Below are 18,360 nucleotides of genomic sequence, written 5' to 3' on the forward strand. Positions count from 1 at the left end.
TTCTCTCATGCCTTGCAACAGAAGATCCTGCGTCAAATCATCGAGCCTTTTGCGCCCGGTTCAAAGCTTCGCTTCTGGACAAGTGTTTCGTGCGGGCGTTCTAGCAGATCGTCGCGGCCCAGAACAATGCAGGACGAGCCCGACAGCCATTCGTTCGGGAATGAATTTTCCACGGTTGCGACAAAACCCGGAAATTTCTGCTTGGAGAGCTTCCAGCCGTGAAAAGGCTGGAAAAATATTGCCTGCGAGATCGCTGGGGATGCTTCAGGGTCAACCGGTGCCGACCGCAGGTTTCGATCAGGGCGCACTATCGAAACAGCGGCACAGCCGCTATACGCTTTTTGAGAGAGGGCAAGATGCATTATGAATGGGCAATTTCGAGGTAAGCATGTTGGGGTTTCACCGAACACGATGTGCCGCATAAATTTTCTCGAGAATAGCGGGTCCGGAAATTGAACCGGCTTTCATTCATAAGGCAGCAAATCACGCCTTCGCGGATCAATGTCTACTTCTCCATTCTCTGCTTCTTTTCTCCCCCGATCCTGGGATCGGCGGTCAGCTTCGTGTTCAACGGCGGCGGACTATGGTCCGTCCTGTTGATCGCCTTGAAGAGAAGGCACTTCAATGTCGACCGGGCGATGATGGCGCTAACGATCGCGATCTACGCCTATTGCGCAAGCAATGTCCTGGCGTCCATCGTCAACCACGCGATCGTCAAGGACGCACGGCATCTTGTCCCGCTGATCACCTTTCTGTTTTTTCCCATTTCCTATTCGACCTGGAGCACTACGCAAAAAACAACGCTCGTCCGCATCATTGTGTTGGCCAGCATGGCGGCTTGTTTCGGAGCGCTGCTGCTGGCGGTTTATCAGCAATATCGACTTGGTATGCGCGCCGAGGGTGGGGCGGGGAATGCGATCGTTTTTGCTGAGGTCCTCTGCCTTGCGGTGGTGATCTGCGTGGCCGCTGCCCTATCCGGTATAGAGAAATACAGGATCGCCCTCGCCTGCGCCGCACTCGGCGGAACGATCGCCATCATCTACTCCGGTACGCGCATCGTCTGGCTGGCACTGCTGATTGTCGGTGTCGCCGTTCTGTTGATCAACCAGCAGAAGCTAAGAGGGAGAGATGCCGTTCGCGTGCTTTTGCTGCTGGCCGCGATTGCGGTCGCTATCGCGTTTTTCGGGTTCCAGACGATAGCGGGGCGCGTCGCATTTCTGCACTCCGACTGGGATGCGCTGGCGGCCCATGGTGACCACACGACTGCTTTGGGACTACGCGTCGCGCTTTGGGATATCGGCCTGAAGGCATTTCATGAGATGCCATTGTTTGGACATGGGGTGGGTGCCACCCGGCTCTTGATCAAGCAGGGCTTTCAGGATCAGTTCGGGATGGATGCAGGTTTCAGTCATTTCCACAACGGCTTCCTGACCGCCTTGGTACAAGCGGGAATCTTGGGTGCGGTGACGCTGGCGGCGATCTTTGTGGCTGCCGTCAGAAATGCAGCCCTGGTCCTCCGTGACAGCACCGATCCGATCGAACGGTTCGGCGCCACCATGATCGTCGCCGTCGTGATCACCTACCTGACTGCCGGCATGACGGGCATCCTGATCGGCCATGACATTCTTGACTCGGTCTTTATGGTCTTCCTGGTGTCGGGAACATATCTTGCCTGTGGCCGCCAGGCCGCGTTGGTGGAAAGGCAAGCCCTTCCACCAGTGGTGGGAGCCCAGGCGACGTCACCACCGAAAAGCCAAACCGTTCCACTGGTGACGGAAGCCATTCCATCAGACCTGGCACCTCCGCCAGCCGCCCGATAGCCGGTCCTGGCAAGACAATGAAAGTCCTGGTTACGGGCGCGACGGGTTTCATCGGCCGCCAGGTGGTCCATCGGCTTCGTGAGGCCGGTGTCGAACTTCGCCTTGCCTCCCGTCAGCCGGAGAGACTTGATGCCGGGCCCGACACGATGCAGATGCCGGGGTACGATGCACCTGCCGAGGCTTTCCTGGCGCTGACCAGGGATGTTACGGATGTCGTCCATTGCGCGGGTCTGAACAATGATCAGGGCAATGCCGCCGAAGCTGATTTTCGGGCAGCCAATGCGCAATTGAGCGCACGTCTGGCGCATGCCGCCGCCACGCAGGCAAGCGGACGGTTCATTCATCTTTCCTCGATCCGGGCCGTGATCGGCGCGCGTGCCAGCGCAACCATCGACGAAAACACGATCCCCGACCCACAAGACGCCTACGGGCGCTCGAAACGTGAAGCAGAAATCGCCGTGTTGGGCGCCTATGCCTCGCATGGCCGTGCCGACGCGGCCATATTGCGGCTGCCTCCAGTCTACGGGATCGGGATGAAAGGAAACCTGGCGACGCTGATGCGGCTCGCCGATACGGCTCTGCCGATGCCAACGGGCGCATTGACGGCGAACCGCTCGCTGCTATCATCGCAATCCGCGGCACGGGCGGTGTGGCATCTGCTTTGCCATTCCGAGCCACTTCGTCCGATCTATCTCGCCAGCGACGAGCCGCCGGTGTCCGTCGCTGCCGTCATCGGTGCCTTTCGCCGCGGCTTGCGGAGGCCGACGCGCCTGATGACCGTGCCGGCTGGACCGATGCGGACAGCCGCCACACTGCTTGGCAAGCGGATGTTCTGGGACAGCCTGACGGCGACGCAAATATGCGACCCGTCGCTGCTTGTCTCGGAAGGCTGGGCGCCGGAACCCAGCACGCTGGAGCGGCTGACCGAGATAGCGCGGCTCCGAAACCCCCGACGTCCTGTTTGATCCCGGCCCAAAGACCGGTTCCGCTTCTGGAGCGGGGCTGCTCAGCCGCGATAAAGTGTTCCAAACAGGATCCGAAGGTCGAGCCAGAACGACGCGCTCCTGAGATAGGTGGCATCGGTTTCGGCCAGAAGTTGCGGGTTCGACATGTCGATGCCCCTGATCTGGGCCAAGCCTGTCATCCCGGGCAAAGCCTGCAAAACGCCCAGCCGCCTGCGGCATTCGATCAGTTCCGTCTGGGTCGGCAGGCAAGGACGCGGCCCGACCAGGCTCATTTCGCCGCGCAGGACATTCCACAGCTGCGGCAACTCGTCGAGCTTGAATTTCCGCAAGCCCCTTCCAACCGATGTCACGGCGCTCACCGGGGTTTCATGCGAGGGCAAGGATGGCGTTCCCTGGTACATCGTCCGCAACTTGTGGCAGCGAAAAAGCACACCTTCGCGGCCAATCCGCGTTTGTGAAAAAATCACCGGACCGGGCGAGGATACCCGGACGGCGACAATGGCCAGCAATAGAATGGGAGAGGTTGCCACCAGCAGCACAGCCGCACCGGCGAGATCGAAGATTTTCTTGGCTGTCTTCATGTGGCCGATAGGGCTCCCTGCCAGGGCTCTACGCGATAACCGCCAGCGATGCCCGTCAATCCGGCCGGCGTAGCACGAGGTCGCCTTCCCAACCAAGCGCGCCGCGCGGTCCTCGATTTCAGATACGACCCAGGACAAAGGCGAGATAGAGTCCAAGGGTGCCGGCAAAAGTCTGTCGATAGACGCCGCTTTTGCGCAGGGCGCCCAGGCGTTGGAAAAGGGAACCTCGCCGACCGTTCGCGAACAGGTCGAGGCACGCCACCGCATCCTTCGTAAGGAGATCGCGATTGACGGCAAGGCCGGCAAGATTGAGATCGGTCCAGTCCGCGAACTGGCCCTTGAACAGGCGACCCAGCCGGGAGATCCGCGCCTGCCACGATGCATTGGCGCCGACCAGATCAAGCACTCAAGATTATTTTCTGCACAGCCTAAGTCGCCTGCCCAGCCGTTTTCGGGATCACCTCTTGAGGCGTGGCCCCCCTCGCCTTCTTGGCGCGGTCAAGACCGGCAAGCGCGGCAAGCGAAGCTGCCTTGTTCTGGCTCTTCATCTCCTGCTGAAGCGCCGCAAGTGCTGTCTGGACATCCGACCACTGCGCGACATCGGTGCTCAGGCCGAAGATCTTGGCAATGCTGAGTTCCACCAGTTCCTCGTCCTCGCCGTGCAGGGTCTCGTGGAGCTTTTCGCCCGGGCGGATGCCTGTGAAGCGGATTGGAATGTCCGTATAGGGGCTTTTTCCCGCCATGCGGATCATCGTTTCGGCCACTTCGACGATCGGCACGGGCTTGCCCATGTCGAGCATGTAGACGGCGTAATCCTGGCCGGCCGGCCGCGAGGCGGCATCGGCCGCCGACATGATGACGAGATCGACGGCTTCGGCGACAGTCATGAAATAGCGCGTCATGCGCCGGTCGGTTATGGTGACCGGCCCGCCGGCCTCGATCTGCGCCTGGAATATGGTCGCCACCGAGCCATTGCTGCCGAAGACGTTGCCGAAGCGCACGGCGATGAACTTGGTGGAGGCGCGACGCCCGCCCGGTTCGCCGGCCGGCGTGCCGTGCAGGGCGCTGACGATCTGTTCGGCGGCCCGCTTGGTCATGCCGAGCACGGAGGTCGGATCGACGGCCTTGTCGCTCGAGACCATTACGAATTGCGCCACTCCGCATTTAGCCGCGACCTCGGCGCAGACAAGCGTGCCGAAGACGTTGGTCTGGATGGCCGATTCCCAATTCTCCTCCAGCAGCGGAACATGCTTCAACGCCGCTGCATGGAAGATGATGTCAGGTTTGAATTCCGTGACGACGCGCGTCATCTGGCGCCGGTCCGCGACATCGACGATGCGGACCTTGAGGCGATCATGATGCTTCTCGTCGATATACTGGCTCAACTGGAAGATGCCGAATTCGGAATTGTCGGCGACCAGCACGGCCTCGGCTCCAAGCTCCAGCGACCGCTTGACCAGCATTCGCCCGATGGAGCCGGCGCCTCCCGTGACCAGGACGCGCTTGCCGCCGACGAAGGCGCCGATGCGCTCGATGTCGGATGGCACAGTCGGGCGGCGCAGGATCGTTTCCATCTCGACGGCATCGAGAACGAGCTTTCCCTCCTGGCCCAGCTGCGAAAGGCCTGCGAACTGCACGACCGCTATGTCGGCGTGACGCGCGACACGGACCAGCTCCGAGTATTCCTCGATCTCATGCTCGGCGCCGCTGCCGAAGATCAGCAGATCGAGGCTTTTGGTGCCGCTCGCATAGTCCTCCAGGACATCGATTAGGCGCGGCCGGGTCGCCACCACCGGGACCCCTTGAATGCGCGTGCCGAGCGGCGCGCCATGCTCGGTGGCCATGATGCCGGCTATGGTATGATCGGGGGGTTGCGCCGTGCGCGTGAAACGAATGATCAGGTCGGCCTCGCCGAGCCGCCCGACGAACAGGGCCTGCTTGGTGCGCGCCGTGTCGGCTTTGCCGCTGAGGACACCCCAGCTCGCGCCGTCACGCAGGAAGCGGTAGAACAGCCGGGGCGCCGAGATGACGGTGAAGGAGACGAGCAGGAAGACGATGAACTGGCGCTCGTTGAGCCCCGCGACAGGCTGAAAGGAACGCACGAACAGTGAAACGGCGTAGAGGACGAATGTCAGTATCGCGCAGCTCTTCAGGATGTTGAAGAAATCAGGCGTCGAAGCGAAGCGCCAGACCGTGGTGTAGAGGCCGCAATATCTGAACAGCAGATGGCTGATGACCACGATGCCGGCCCAGGTGACAAGGCCCTCCGTGGAGAGCGCCCCAAAGGAAAGATCCGACCGCGACAGGACGAGGCTGAGCGCCACGGCGACCAGGACCATGACCACGTCCTGGACCATGATGAAGGCGCGCCGCATCTGAGGCCTGAGCCCGAACACAGCTTCTATATAGGATACCATTGGGCAGTACTGAACTCCGGACGTGAGAACTTCAACACCAATGCCGCGCCAGGTCGAATACCATTCGCCACCGGCCACCTATGTTAGCGCAAATTTCTCGGCCCCCGCCGCCTTTATCGCATAGCGTGGACTTGAAGCCATCGCCAGGGATTTTTTCACCGGCGTCTCATGAACGAGCGCGTTGATGAAGATATCATGTAACAGCGACTGGAAAAGTAGCTTCCGCTTATAAACACTGTCGCGCGACTCAGGTGGATTACAAGACCGGCCGAAAGATTGGAAATTTCGGCGGATTTGACGCCGCCTTTCTGGTCAACTACTCACGAAGTCTCGCCCAAGCCATTACCGACGCACTATTTGGAGAGCCCGAGGAACACTGGACGGCTGGCCAAACGATTTCCGGTTGACAGATGGGCGCACTGCAATATGACGGCCTTCCCCCACACTAGCCAAAGTGAAGTAATGAAATTTGGATCGAGTGGCCTTCGAGGCTTGGCTTCGGAACTGGTCGGCAAACCGAGTGGACTTTATACTGAAGCCTTCGCTTGGCGCCTAGCAGCAGGCGGGCTCCAGCCGAAGGCCAAGGTGTTCATAGGTCGCGACTTGCGCGATAGTAGCCCGACCATTGCAGCCAACTGCATGGCTGCCTTGGTGGTTGGTGGATTTCAACCGATCGATTGCGGTGCCATTCCAACACCAGCTTTGGCGTTGTATGCTCGGCAGCATGGCGCAGCGGCGCTTATGGTGACCGGTTCGCATATACCCGCTGACCGCAATGGCATCAAATTCTATAACCCGCAGGGTGAGATCAGCAAGGCCGATGAAGCCGCTATAGCACGCTATGCCGCGGAAAGGTCAGACGCTTATAACGCCCCGCCGGCAATAGGAACGGCTTTGCCAGGACATCATGACCAGGCGATTACCGCCTATCGCGCGCGCGCTGACGACATCCTGGAGCCTGGATCCCTTTCAGGCATGAGGCTCGGCGTCTATCAGCACAGTTCGGTCGCGGCGGACCTTCTCGTGAAGGTTCTCCAATCTTTTGGCGCCCATGTGATACCTGTCGGGAAATCCGATACCTTCGTACCTGTCGACACCGAAGCCGTTGACCCGACCACAATTGCAAAGTTCAAGGGTTGGGCTCGAGAATTCAAGCTCGACGCCATCGTGTCGGCCGACGCCGATGCCGATCGACCACTTATCGCCGACGAGAATGGCGATCTGTTTCGTGGCGACCTGATCGGCCTCGCCACGGCCTTGTTCTTGCGGGCTGATAGCGTAGTGACGCCCGTGACCTCCAACTCAGGCATTTCGGAAGCTTTCGGTTTTACGGTTCTGAGGACAAAGGTGGGATCTCCATTTGTCGTTGAAGCCATGGAAGCTTCCTACCATCCCGAAAAAACCGTCATTGGCTTCGAGGCTAATGGTGGCGTTCTCCTGGGGGCGGACTGTTCACTTCACGGAAAAACGTTGACGGCATTGCCGACACGAGATTCCCTGCTCCCCATCCTCGCCGTTCTCGGTATGGTCGCGTCGACAGGAAAATCCCTGTCGCGTTTGCGCGAACTGTGGAATCTTCCCGCCTGCGCAAGCGAACGTCTCGAAAATTTTCCGGTGGAGAGTTCCCGCAGCTTGATGCGCCGGCTTGCGGACCGGGATGCACTGCAGCGATTTCTGGCGCCGTTCGGGACCGTTGCCGACGTCGACGAGACTGACGGGCTAAGGACAAAAATGGAAACCGGCGAGATCATCCATCTGCGGCCGTCCGGCAACGCGCCGGAGCTTCGCTGTTATTCAGAGGCTATGGACCCAAGCAGAGCGACAGCGATCGTGGCGCTGACGCTCGAAAGAGCGCGGGCAATCACATCCACAAACGAAGCAGAGGTCGCGTAATGAAAGTGGTTCCCGTCATCATCAGCGGTGGAGCCGGATCGCGACTATGGCCCGCCTCGAGGCAATCGCACCCCAAACCTTTCCTCAAAGTGGCTGACGGACATTCTCTTATTCAGCACACAGTGTTGCGCGCAGCTTCGATAGAGCATGTCGTGGAACTCGTCGTGGTAACGTCCGGAGAACACCTGTTCCTGACGAAAGACGATTTCGACGAACTGGATTCCGTGATGTTGCCGCGCACATTTCTGCTCGAACCGGAAGGCCGCGATACGGCCGCCGCGGTGGCGGCGGCCGCTATCCATGCCAAGGCAACGCAGGGTCCTGAGGTGATTCTGTGTGTCTTCCCGGCGGATCACATGATTGGCAACCTGCCTGCTTTTCTGGCCGTGATGGGCCGGGCCATCGAACACGCGCAGCTGGGGCGGATCGCCACATTGGGTATCAGCCCGACCAGACCGGACACTGCATTCGGTTATATCGAAGCGGATGGTGAGAAAGTCGTCCGTTTCGTTGAAAAACCTGATCTCGAGACGGCCAAGGCCTATGTCGCATCCAAGCGCTTCTTCTGGAACGGCGGCATCTTCTGCTTCAGCGCACAAACCATGCTCGACGAAATGGCTTTGCATTGTCCCGCGGTGATCCAGGCTGTCTCCGACAGCTATGAGAACGGCCACTTCAGTCAAGGCGAAGGCTTTGCCAAGATCGAACTCGCGCCCGAGCACTTTGGCTCCGCCCCGCGAGTCTCGCTTGACCACGCGGTCATGGAGAAGACAAACAATCTTGCCGTGGTTCCCTGTGACATGGATTGGAACGACATCGGGTCGTGGAACGCAATGGCCGACCTGATCGCTCCCGATGCAAGCGGGAACAGGATACGCGGCGATGTTCACATGATCGACACAACCGGTAGCTATGTGAGCTCCGATAAGCGCGTCATCGGCACGGTCGGCGTCAGCGACCTGGTGATCGTGGATTCCCCGGATGCGTTGCTTGTCGCATCCCGCGACCGTGTTCAGGACGTCAAGAAGCTGTTTGACGACCTCAAGGCTTCTGGACATGAAGCGCACCTGCTTCACAGCACGGTGCACCGCCCGTGGGGTACCTATACGGTTCTGGAGGAAGGCGAGCGCTTCAAGATCAAACGCATCGAGGTGAAGCCCGGTAGACGTTTGAGCCTGCAAATGCACTACCATCGTTCCGAGCACTGGGTCGTGGTCAGCGGCTCCGCGAAAATAGTCAATGGCGACCAGGAGCTGTTTCTGGCGACCAACGAATCGACCTACATCCCCTGCGGCCACAAACATCGGCTGGAAAACCCGGGAAGAATCGACCTGGTGATCATTGAAGTACAAAGCGGCGATTATCTCGGCGAGGATGACATCGTGCGCTTCGACGACGTATACGGCCGCAGCTGACAACCCATCAGCTCGCGGTGCTTGGCGAGCAACCACTAGATAGAACCGAGAACATTGATGACAAAGAAAGCCTTGATTACCGGCATTACCGGGCAGGACGGCGCCTATCTGGCGGAACTCCTGCTTGCCAAAGGATATGAGGTTCACGGACTTGCGCGGCGTTCAAGCACCGCCGATGTGAACACCACGCGCCTGAAGTGGCTTGGCATTGAAAAAGATGTTCGGATCGTGGACGGAAACCTGACGGATTTGTCTGGTCTGGCTAGAGCGATGCGCGACGTGAAGCCGGATGAGGTCTATAATCTTGCCGCTCAATCCTTCGTCAAATCGTCGTGGCAGCAGCCGATCCTGACCGGCAACGTGACCGGCATAGGCGTGACCAATGTGCTTGAGGCCATCCGCCTCGAATCGCCTGAAGCCCGTTTCTATCAGGCATCGTCCTCGGAGATGTACGGCCTTATCCAGGAACCGATGCAATCCGAGACGACACCTTTCCACCCACGCTCTCCATATGCGGTGGCGAAACTTTATGGCCATTGGATTACGATCAATTATCGTGAAAGTTTCGGTTTGCATGCCTCGAGCGGCATCCTGTTTAATCATGAATCCCCGCTTCGCGGCATTGAGTTCGTCACCCGCAAAGTCACTGACGCGGTCGCGCGCATCAAGAAGGGCATGGCAAAGGAATTGCGGCTCGGGAACATCGACGCCAAGCGTGATTGGGGTCATTCCAAGGACTATGTCCGCGCGATGTGGCTGATGGTGCAGCAGGACCAGCCGGATGATTACGTGATCGCGACAGGCAGGACGACGACTGTGCGCGACATGTGCCGGATTGCATTCGAGCACGTCGGGCTCAATGTTGACGATCACCTTGTCATCGACCCCGACTTGTTCAGGCCGGCGGAAGTCGAAATCCTGCTCGGCAATCCAGCCAAGGCAAAGGCGAAGCTGGGCTGGGAGGCGACGATCTCGCTGGAAGAGATGATCCGCGAAATGGTGGATGCGGATCTCGAACGCCACGCGAACCCAGCCAGACGTTAAGCTGGATGGGAACCGTTTTTGCCTCATGGTCGGTAATTTGAAGCATCGTATCCTGATTACCGGGGCAAGCGGATTTGTCGGCTCTGCGCTGTTGCGCCTCCTGGAACGGGAACACAGTTCCTGCGAGGTGTTCGCGTTTGGCCATGGCGAAGGCCAGCGAAATGCCATCGACCTGCTGGACCGGGATGCGGTCGACACTGCGGTGCGGGAGGTCCAGCCCACCTCGCTCATTCATTTGGCCGCGGTTGCAGCACCTTCCGATGCCCGCCACGCGCCACGCCATGCCTGGAACGTCAACTTCACGGGAACGATGAACCTTGCCGAATCGGTGATGCGCCACGCGCCGAAGGCCCGGTTCGTCTACATTGGCAGTTCGGAAGCCTATGGGGCTTCGTTTGCGAGCGTGGCCGGCCCGGTGACGGAAACCGTGCCGCTTCAACCGATGACGGTCTACGGCGCCACCAAGGCGGCTGCGGACTTGATGATCGGGCAAATGGCCTATGACGGCCTGCGCGCGGTGCGCTTTCGCCCGTTCAACCATACCGGCCCTGGTCAGTCGGACGCCTATGTGGTTTCCGCCTTCGCGCGGCAGATTGCCGAGATCGTGTCGGGAAAAAGCGAGCCCGTCATTCACGTCGGAAATCTCGAAGCCGAGCGCGACTTCCTCGATGTTCGCGACGTGGTGCGCGCTTATGCGAGTGCGGCGCTTCTGGAGCTGGATGCCGGGCCCGACCATGTCTATAACATCGCATCAGGACGACCGCGGAGGATCCAGCATATACTGGACATGCTCATAGCGCAGTCGGGCATCAACATCGAGGTGCGTACCGACCCGGCCAAATTCCGCCCCAATGACATTCCCGTCATGTGCGGTGATGCGGCAAAAGCACACAATAGGCTGAATTGGACGCCTTTGGTGCCGTTCGAACAGACAATTGCCGACGTTTTCGGATATTGGCACCGGCTATGTAACGCCCGCTGACGGCAAGACGCAGCGCGCAAAGGGTCGATCACATGCTGCGAAGCTTATGGCACTACCGCCATTTCATCATTTCCTCCATCAGAGGCGACTTGAAGGGGCGTTTCGTGCGGTCGCGCCTGGGCGGCCTGTGGTTCATCCTTCACCCGCTTGCGCAGGCGATCATCTTCTCCATCGTGCTTTCGGAAGTGCTCAAGGCACGGCTTCCGGACACGGACAGCCCCGCGGCCTACCCGATCTACCTTCTGTCCGGCATGGCCGCGTGGACGCTGTTCAGCGAGATCCTTACGCGCAGCATGACCGTCTTCATCGAGCAAGCACCGGTCATGAAGAAGATCGCGTTTCCGCGCCTGTGCCTGCCTGTGATCGTCGGCGGCACGGCGCTGATCAACCACCTGTTGCTGCTTGTCGCCATCTTCGTGATCTTCATCTTCCTCGGCCACATGCCAGGCCGCGCATTGATCCTGCTGCCGGTCGGGATCATCCTGATTTCCGCAATCGGATTCGGTCTCGGTGTCATCCTCGGGGTGATGAACGTTTTCATTCGCGATATCGCGCAGGTCATGACGATCGTGCTGCAGCTCTGGTACTGGCTGACGCCGATTGTCTATCCAGCCAACGTCCTGCCGGAACAATACAGCTTCGTGCTCAGCCTCAACCCGATGGCTCCCTTGGTTGCATTGTACCAGGATGCGTTGCTGTTCAACCGCTGGCCCAGCCCCGAAAGCCTCATCATGCCGGCCATTCTGGGGCTGCTCAGCATGGTCTTCGCGATGATTTTCTTTCGCCGTGCAAGCCCTGAACTCATCGACGTGCTGTAACCATGACCGTGCTCTCCGTAAGTCATTTGTCGAAACGCTATGCGAACTATGCCAGCAACCTCGAGAGGTTTGCCGGCTGGTTCGGAGCGCCGGTTACCCCGACGGAGGAATTCTGGCCGGTCAGGGACATCTCCTTTTCCCTGTCCCCGGGAGAAGCCCTTGGGCTGATCGGGCAGAACGGCGCCGGCAAGAGCACGCTTTTGAAGCTAATCACCGGCACCGTGCGGCCAACCGAGGGTGCGGCGAGTGTCTCAGGCCGCATAAGCGCCATCCTGGAACTCGGGCTCGGCTTCAATCCCGAATTCACCGGGCGCCAGAATGCCTTCCATGCCGGCGGGCTGATGGGTCTCTCGCACGGGCGTCTGGCCGAACTCATGCCGCATATCGAGGACTTCGCCGAGATAGGCGAGTTCTTCGACCAGCCGGTCCGAACCTATTCGAGCGGGATGCAGGCACGGCTGGCGTTCGCGCTTGCCACCGCCGAGCGGCCGGAGGTGCTGATCGTCGACGAGGTGCTCTCGGTTGGCGACAGTTATTTCCAACACAAGAGCTTTGATCGGATACGCAGCTTCAAGGCGGCGGGCACATCGATCATTCTCGTCACTCACGCCCTGGCCGACGTGAGGGCATTGTGTGACAGGGTGATCCTGCTGGACAAGGGACATGTGCTGAAGGACGGGGCGCCCGACGAGGTGATTGATTACTATAATGCCCTGATAGCAACCAAGGAGAATGCGAAGCTGACGGTGGAGCAGCGGCGGGAAAAGGATGATTGGCTCTACAGCAGAAGCGGGACCAAGGCAGCCGCGGTAGAATCCGTGGCGTTGTTGGACGGCGAAACCGGTGCCCAGGTAAAGATCGCCGTTTCAGGACAGAGCATGACGGTTCGAACGCGGATTGTTGCGAAAGAGGATATTCCGGAGCTTGTCATCGGCTTCATGCTGAGGGATCGCGCCGGTCATATAGTGTGGGGAACCAACACCTGGCACACTGGTCAGGTGCTTTCGAACATTGCGGCTGGAGACAAGCTCGAATGCCGACTGCGCCTTGCCTGCTCCCTTGGCCAGGGCTCATATGGTCTATCGGTCGCGCTGCATACGGGAGACGTCCACATCGACAACAATTTCGACTGGATAGAGAACGTCGAGGTTTTTGACGTCATCAGTTCAGACAGCCCCTTCTTTGTCGGGACGAGCCGCCTTGAGCACGCTTTCGAAATCGTCCGATGAAAAAAAATTTTGACGATCTGTACAAGGCCTTCGAGGACCGCTTTCGTGGGTCAAGGGAACTCGTCAAGGGCCGACTTGAGATCTATCAACCCCTGTTGGCGCAGGTGCCGAGGCAACCTGAAGGGCCGACTCTTGCGATCGATCTTGGCTGTGGACGTGGCGAATGGCTTGAGATACTCACCGAGGCCGGGCTGGAAGCCGTCGGCGTGGATCTGAACGGAGGCATGGCGCAGGAAGCCATCGAACGTGGACTGAGAATCGAGCTTCGGGATGCGATCGAATATCTGCGAGAGCAACCGGATGAGACTGCGGCCGTCATTTCAGCCTTCCACATGGTCGAGCACGTGCCTACCGATTATCTGATCGAACTCTTGAACGAGTGCCGCAGAGTGCTGGCCGAAGATGGCCTGCTTATCCTGGAAACCCCGAATCCGGAGAATATTTCCGTCGGCACGCACACCTTCTATCTTGATCCGACCCATAAAAGTCCCCTGCCCCCGAGCCTGCTCGAGTTCCTGGTGGAGCAGGTCGGCTTCCCCGAAATCGCGATCCTGAGGCTGAACGGCAGTCCCATGATCGAAGCGGGGCCGACGGAGCGCAGCGTTCACCTCATGTTCGAAGTGGCGCGCGATTATTCCTGCCTTGCAAGAAAGCGTGACGATCCGGCAAGAGAACTCAAGTCACTTGCGGCGTTTGTGCAAACCGCGTCACAGCAAATGCCCGCCGACGTAGAACAAATAAAAGGTTGGCTTCATTTCGCTGACGACGAGATTGCCAAGAACTCGGAGACAGTCAAGGGAGTGATATCCTCCACCACGGATCAGCTTCGGGAATTGACCGAAAGCCTCGCCACCCAGTTGGAGTTAATAAGAGCGGGGCACATTGCACTCACCGACACGGTAGCGTCCCTCGGCAGGGCCGTGGCCGAGCGGGATGCTGAAGTCGCCCGCCTCCGCCGGAACCTAGCAGATGCCGGCGCGACAACCACGAAGCAATTGGCCGAGCGGGACGCAGAAATCGCCAGACTGAATGCGAGCGTTACGAGGCGCGCTCCGATGTGGGTTCTCGGCTGGCTTCGTTCCAAAGCAGCAGGCGTGAAGCGAGCTGCGGACAACGCGAAGCACCTGTTTCGGCCATTTGCCACGCAGGCGATGCTGTTTGTCGTGAAGCATCCGCGTTTGCGCACCCACGCTATCCGTTGGCTGAAGGCTAACCCGGCGCTGCTCGCCCATGCGCGCCTATTCGCGGCATCTCGCGGACTCGGCGTCGCGTCCATGAAGATTTCCGCTCCACCGCCGGGATCACTCTCCGCTGGACTGGCTGGGATCGATCCGTCGCTGCGTGGACTGTCGGCGCATGGGCGCCGAATTCATGCCCAATTGAAGCGCGCGGTTGATATGAAACGACAGAGTTTGTGATGCGCATCGTCATCGATATGCAGGGCGCGCAGGCGACCAATGCGAAGCGCGGTATCGGTCGTTATGTCATGGCCTTCGTTGAGGGACTAGTTCGCAATCGGCGCAAGCACGAGATCATTCTTGCCCTGAACGGCGCCTTCTCTGACTCCGCCGCGGATATTCGTACGTATTTTTCCGGTCTATTGCCAGCGGGCAACATCCGCACTTGGATAGCACCCGGACCAGTCGCAGGCCTACATCCGGAATACACCGGACGCCGCAAAGCGGCCGAGCTTTTGCGCGAGGCCTTTCTCGCCTCGCTCGAACCAGATGTCATCGTCGTGTCCAGCCTATTTGAAGGCTGTGTGGACGATGCTGCCACCAGTGTTGGATTGCTTCCCCACTCGGCCCTTGTTGCGACTATCCTTTTCGATCTGATCCCGCTCCTCAACCGCGATCCTTATCTCGCCAATCCGGCCGTCGCTTCGTGGTACGAATCAAAGCTCGACCATTTGCGCCGTTCGAATCTGCTTCTTGCCATCTCAGAATCCTCGCGCCGCGAAGCTATTCAGTGGCTCAATTTTTCCCACGAAGAAGTCGTCACTATTTCGGCCGCAGTGGACAACAACTTCCGGCCGCTGCAAATCGAAGCGGCGCAGGAGACTGCCTTGCGCCGCAAATACAGACTCACGCGCCCGTTCCTAATGTACACTGGCGGTATAGATCATCGCAAGAATATACCTGCTCTGATCCAAGCCTTCGGCAAACTCCCACGAAAGCTAAGGAAGGACCACCAGCTCGCGATCGTCTGCTCTGTCGAAGAGAGCGCCCGCGCTGAACTGCTAGAAACGGCAAGACTAGCAGGGATTCCTGCGGACGGCCTCGTGCTCACAGGTTTCATCCCCCAGAAGGATCTCGTCGCGCTTTATAATCTGTGCGCACTCTTCGTTTTCCCCTCGTGGCATGAAGGTTTTGGCCTCCCCCTTCTCGAGGCCATGAAATGCGGCGCGCCTGTGATCGGAGCGAATCGATCGAGCCTGCCGGAGGTTATTGGTTTCGAACGGGCGCTGTTCGATCCGTTCTCCGTGCCCGACATGGCAGCTCGCATGGAGCAAGCGCTGAGCGATGCCGATTTCCGCTCGGCGCTAGTTAGCAACGCCGCCGAACGCGCAAAGCTTTTTTCATGGGATGCCACTTCGTGTGCCGCCCTGGATTCCCTAGAAAAGCTCCATGTCACGCGCAGCCTCCCAGCCCAATCACCAGCGGTGCCGCTGCGTCGACCAAAGCTGGCTTACCTGTCGCCGCTGCCGCCTAGCCGCAGCGGCATCGCGGATTACAGCGCGGAATTGTTGCCGGAGTTGGCGCGCCACTACGAAATCGATGTCATCGTTGACCAACCTCACGTGGATAGTCCTTGGGTGAACGCGAACAGCCGCGTTTACAGCAGCACATGGTTTGCCGAAAACGCTCACCGTTATGACCGCGTACTATATCATTTTGGCAACTCCCCATTTCATGGGCAAATGTTCGCTTTGCTGAAACAAATCCCCGGTGTCGTAGTTCTACACGATTTTTTTCTGAGCGGGATTCAATCTCATCTTGAGTTTTTTGGCGGTATACCAGGCGCATGGAGCCGCAGCCTTTATGAAAGTCACGGTTTCGAGGCGGTGAGACACCGCTTTTGCATGCAAGACACGGCTGAAACTGCCTGGAAGTATCCCTGCAATTTTGAGCTGATTCGAGACTCTCTGGGGATCATTGGTCATTCCCATCACTCCAAGCAGTTGGCGCTCGAACACTGCGGCGAAGAGGCAGCGCGCAGATGGTCGTATGTTCCCCTCCTCCGCGCGCCTGTGGATCTGCCGAGTCGCGACGCCGCACGGAAACGGCTATCGATCCCAGCCGATGAGTTCGTCACCTGCAGTTTCGGCATGTTGACGACGACCAAGCTGGGTGATCGGTTGCTTGCAGCTTGGACTGCTTCTCGGCTCGGCCGCATGAAAGATAGCAGGCTTGTCTTTGTCGGAGAGTCGCCGCCGAGTGAGTTCGACACATCCCTGCGAGCGGCAATTCGTGGCAGCGGGGCCGGACGGCGTGTCTCGATCACAGGATGGACGAATCGGGAAACCTATAGGGACTATCTTGCGGCCGCGGACATGGCCGTCCAGTTGCGCGGCAATTCGCGGGGGGAAACCTCGGCCGCTATTCTCGACTGCTTGGCTGCAGGCCTGCCGACGATCGTGAACGCTAACGGCTCAGCGGCTGAGCTCGACGATCGCGCGGTTCGCAAGCTAAAGGACGGGTTCGGCCCAATCGAGTTGAGCGAGGCCCTAGATAGTCTCTGGGAGAGTGCCGACGAGAGGAAGCGCCTCGGACAACAAGGTCAAGCCTACCTGCGTGCAAACCACACCCCGCGTCTCTGTGCTGACCGATATGCCGACACTATTGAAAAATACTATCAGCAAGATCATGCTGGGCTTGGCGGGCTGGTCGGCGCGTTGGCGCAGGACGACTGCTACGGTCTGGAACTGACCGAGCTGGCTGCGGATATTTCCGTGAGCATAGCCGTCACACGCGAACGGCCTTCTCTTTTCATCGATATCACTTACCTACGGACTTTCCAGTTACGCACCGGTATCCAGCGTGTAGTTCGGTCTGTCTTGAACGAATGGCTTGCACATCCGAATCGCGAATATCGCATCGAGCCAATCTTTTTGAGCGACGGCCAGTTTTTCCATGCGAAGCGCTATACTGCGCAGTTCGTCGGCGGGGACGAGAACGCTTTCGAGGACGACCCCGTCAATTTCCGCGCCGGTGACATTTTCCTGGGGCTGGATCTTAATCCTGATACCCGTTCGATAGAAGCCGCACCGGCATTCCACCAAATGCGATTGTTCGGCGTTAAAATCGTATTTGTGATCTATGATATTCTTCCAGTTTTGCACCCTGAGTGGTGGCCGGCCGGCGGAAGCGATACTCACCGAGCGTGGCTCGTGAATTCATTGGTCGTCGCTGATCAGTTGGTCACGATATCTAAGGCTGTGACCGACGATGTTGAAGAATTTTTCGCGGCGGAGTTCCCGACCGGCAGCAAAAAACCTGAAATCGGCCATTTCCATTTAGGCGCCAATATCGGCTGGTCCGATCGGACCAGCGGCTTGCCGGACAGTGCCGCCGGCATCCTTGATGCTATTACGGGCACCCCAACCTTTCTGATGGTCGGTACCATCGAGCCGCGCAAAGGGTATGGTCAGGTTCTCGATGCGTTTGATATCCTGTGGAGCGAGGGGGCATCTGTGAACCTGGTGATTGTCGGGACCCAAGGATGGATGACCGAGGTGTTAGTCGACCGAATGCAACTCCATCCCGAAAATGGTAAACGCCTATTCTGGCTTAATAGTGTAAGTGACGAATATCTGGAACGCCTTTATGCTACCTCGGCCTGTCTCCTCGCCGCCTCCGAGGGCGAAGGTTTCGGTTTGCCGCTGATCGAGGCGGCGCAGCACAGGCTGCCGATCATCGCCCGCAACATTTCGGTGTTCCGAGAGGTCGCTGGCGACCACGCTTACTATTTCGTGGGATTGGCCGGTGCGGATCTGGCTGACTCTGTTCGCGAGTGGCTAACGCTTTTCAGATCGCGGCGACATCCCCGATCTGAAAATATGCCTTGGCTAACCTGGGCTCAGAGCGCGAGACAGTTGCTCGACCTTGTTCTGGCGGACGGGGTGTTTCCGGCCGAGGCGGAGCCTATCGCTCGCAAAGCGAATTGAACCGGTCTGATCATTCCGCAATCAACAGA

General features: G+C 58.9%; 14 protein-coding genes. 10 read left to right on the forward strand and 4 right to left on the reverse strand.

Going from position 1 to position 18,360, the window contains the following annotated elements:
• Nucleotides 1–32: 32 nt before the first annotated feature.
• Nucleotides 33–422 (reverse strand): hypothetical protein, encoded by a 390-nt coding sequence (locus tag MESAU_RS31315; protein ID WP_157163665.1) that lies wholly within the window; start codon nt 420–422, stop codon nt 33–35.
• A 30-nt stretch (nt 423–452) separates the two neighbouring features.
• On the opposite strand from MESAU_RS31315, the gene MESAU_RS24460 reads away from it, so the two are divergent.
• Nucleotides 453–1,820, forward strand: a complete 1,368-nt coding sequence (locus tag MESAU_RS24460; RefSeq protein ID WP_015318703.1) for an O-antigen ligase family protein — start codon at nt 453–455, stop codon at nt 1,818–1,820.
• A 17-nt stretch (nt 1,821–1,837) separates the two neighbouring features.
• Nucleotides 1,838–2,785, forward strand: a complete 948-nt coding sequence (locus tag MESAU_RS24465) for an NAD-dependent epimerase/dehydratase family protein (protein ID WP_015318704.1) — start codon at nt 1,838–1,840, stop codon at nt 2,783–2,785.
• Between the two features lie 41 nt (nt 2,786–2,826).
• Here MESAU_RS24465 and MESAU_RS24470 read toward each other — a convergent pair whose 3' ends face one another.
• The 3 genes from MESAU_RS24470 to MESAU_RS24480 form a co-directional block, all read right to left on the reverse strand.
• Nucleotides 2,827–3,366, reverse strand: a complete 540-nt coding sequence (locus tag MESAU_RS24470; RefSeq protein ID WP_015318705.1) for a sugar transferase — start codon at nt 3,364–3,366, stop codon at nt 2,827–2,829.
• 118 nt (nt 3,367–3,484) lie between these two features.
• Nucleotides 3,485–3,772 (reverse strand): hypothetical protein, encoded by a 288-nt coding sequence (locus tag MESAU_RS24475; protein ID WP_023771497.1) that lies wholly within the window; start codon nt 3,770–3,772, stop codon nt 3,485–3,487.
• Between the two features lie 22 nt (nt 3,773–3,794).
• Nucleotides 3,795–5,783, reverse strand: coding sequence for a UDP-N-acetylglucosamine 4,6-dehydratase (locus MESAU_RS24480; RefSeq protein WP_041163495.1), 1,989 nt, complete (start codon nt 5,781–5,783; stop codon nt 3,795–3,797).
• 462 nt (nt 5,784–6,245) lie between these two features.
• On the opposite strand from MESAU_RS24480, the gene MESAU_RS24485 reads away from it, so the two are divergent.
• The 8 genes from MESAU_RS24485 (at nt 6,246) to MESAU_RS24520 (ending at nt 18,331) form a co-directional block, all read left to right on the forward strand.
• Nucleotides 6,246–7,676: a phosphomannomutase gene (locus tag MESAU_RS24485; protein ID WP_041163887.1), complete on the forward strand. Its 1,431-nt coding sequence runs from the start codon at nt 6,246–6,248 to the stop codon at nt 7,674–7,676.
• Nucleotides 7,676–9,091 (forward strand): mannose-1-phosphate guanylyltransferase/mannose-6-phosphate isomerase, encoded by a 1,416-nt coding sequence (locus tag MESAU_RS24490; RefSeq protein WP_015318708.1) that lies wholly within the window; start codon nt 7,676–7,678, stop codon nt 9,089–9,091. The genes MESAU_RS24485 and MESAU_RS24490 overlap by 1 nt, the downstream gene beginning before the upstream one ends.
• Before the next feature lie 57 nt (nt 9,092–9,148).
• Nucleotides 9,149–10,135, forward strand: coding sequence for a GDP-mannose 4,6-dehydratase (gmd, locus tag MESAU_RS24495; RefSeq protein WP_015318709.1), 987 nt, complete (start codon nt 9,149–9,151; stop codon nt 10,133–10,135).
• 25 nt (nt 10,136–10,160) lie between these two features.
• The gene (locus tag MESAU_RS24500; RefSeq protein WP_015318710.1) at nt 10,161–11,117 is read left to right on the forward strand and encodes a GDP-mannose 4,6-dehydratase; all 957 of its coding nucleotides are present in this window, start codon (nt 10,161–10,163) and stop codon (nt 11,115–11,117) included.
• 104 nt (nt 11,118–11,221) lie between these two features.
• The gene (locus tag MESAU_RS24505) at nt 11,222–11,935 is read left to right on the forward strand and encodes an ABC transporter permease (RefSeq protein WP_245262895.1); all 714 of its coding nucleotides are present in this window, start codon (nt 11,222–11,224) and stop codon (nt 11,933–11,935) included.
• 2 nt (nt 11,936–11,937) lie between these two features.
• Nucleotides 11,938–13,164 carry an ABC transporter ATP-binding protein gene (locus tag MESAU_RS24510; RefSeq protein ID WP_015318712.1) on the forward strand — a complete coding sequence of 409 codons (1,227 nt, stop codon included), beginning with the start codon at nt 11,938–11,940 and terminating at the stop codon, nt 13,162–13,164.
• Complete coding sequence (locus MESAU_RS24515) at nt 13,161–14,582, forward strand: methyltransferase domain-containing protein (protein WP_015318713.1); 1,422 nt, start codon at nt 13,161–13,163, stop codon at nt 14,580–14,582. The genes MESAU_RS24510 and MESAU_RS24515 overlap by 4 nt, the downstream gene beginning before the upstream one ends.
• Nucleotides 14,582–18,331, forward strand: coding sequence for a glycosyltransferase (locus tag MESAU_RS24520; protein ID WP_015318714.1), 3,750 nt, complete (start codon nt 14,582–14,584; stop codon nt 18,329–18,331). Before MESAU_RS24515 ends, MESAU_RS24520 begins: the two co-directional genes overlap by 1 nt.
• Nucleotides 18,332–18,360: the final 29 nt, after the last annotated feature.

This window comes from Mesorhizobium australicum WSM2073, from assembly GCF_000230995.2.
Lineage (GTDB): Bacteria > Pseudomonadota > Alphaproteobacteria > Rhizobiales > Rhizobiaceae > Mesorhizobium > Mesorhizobium australicum.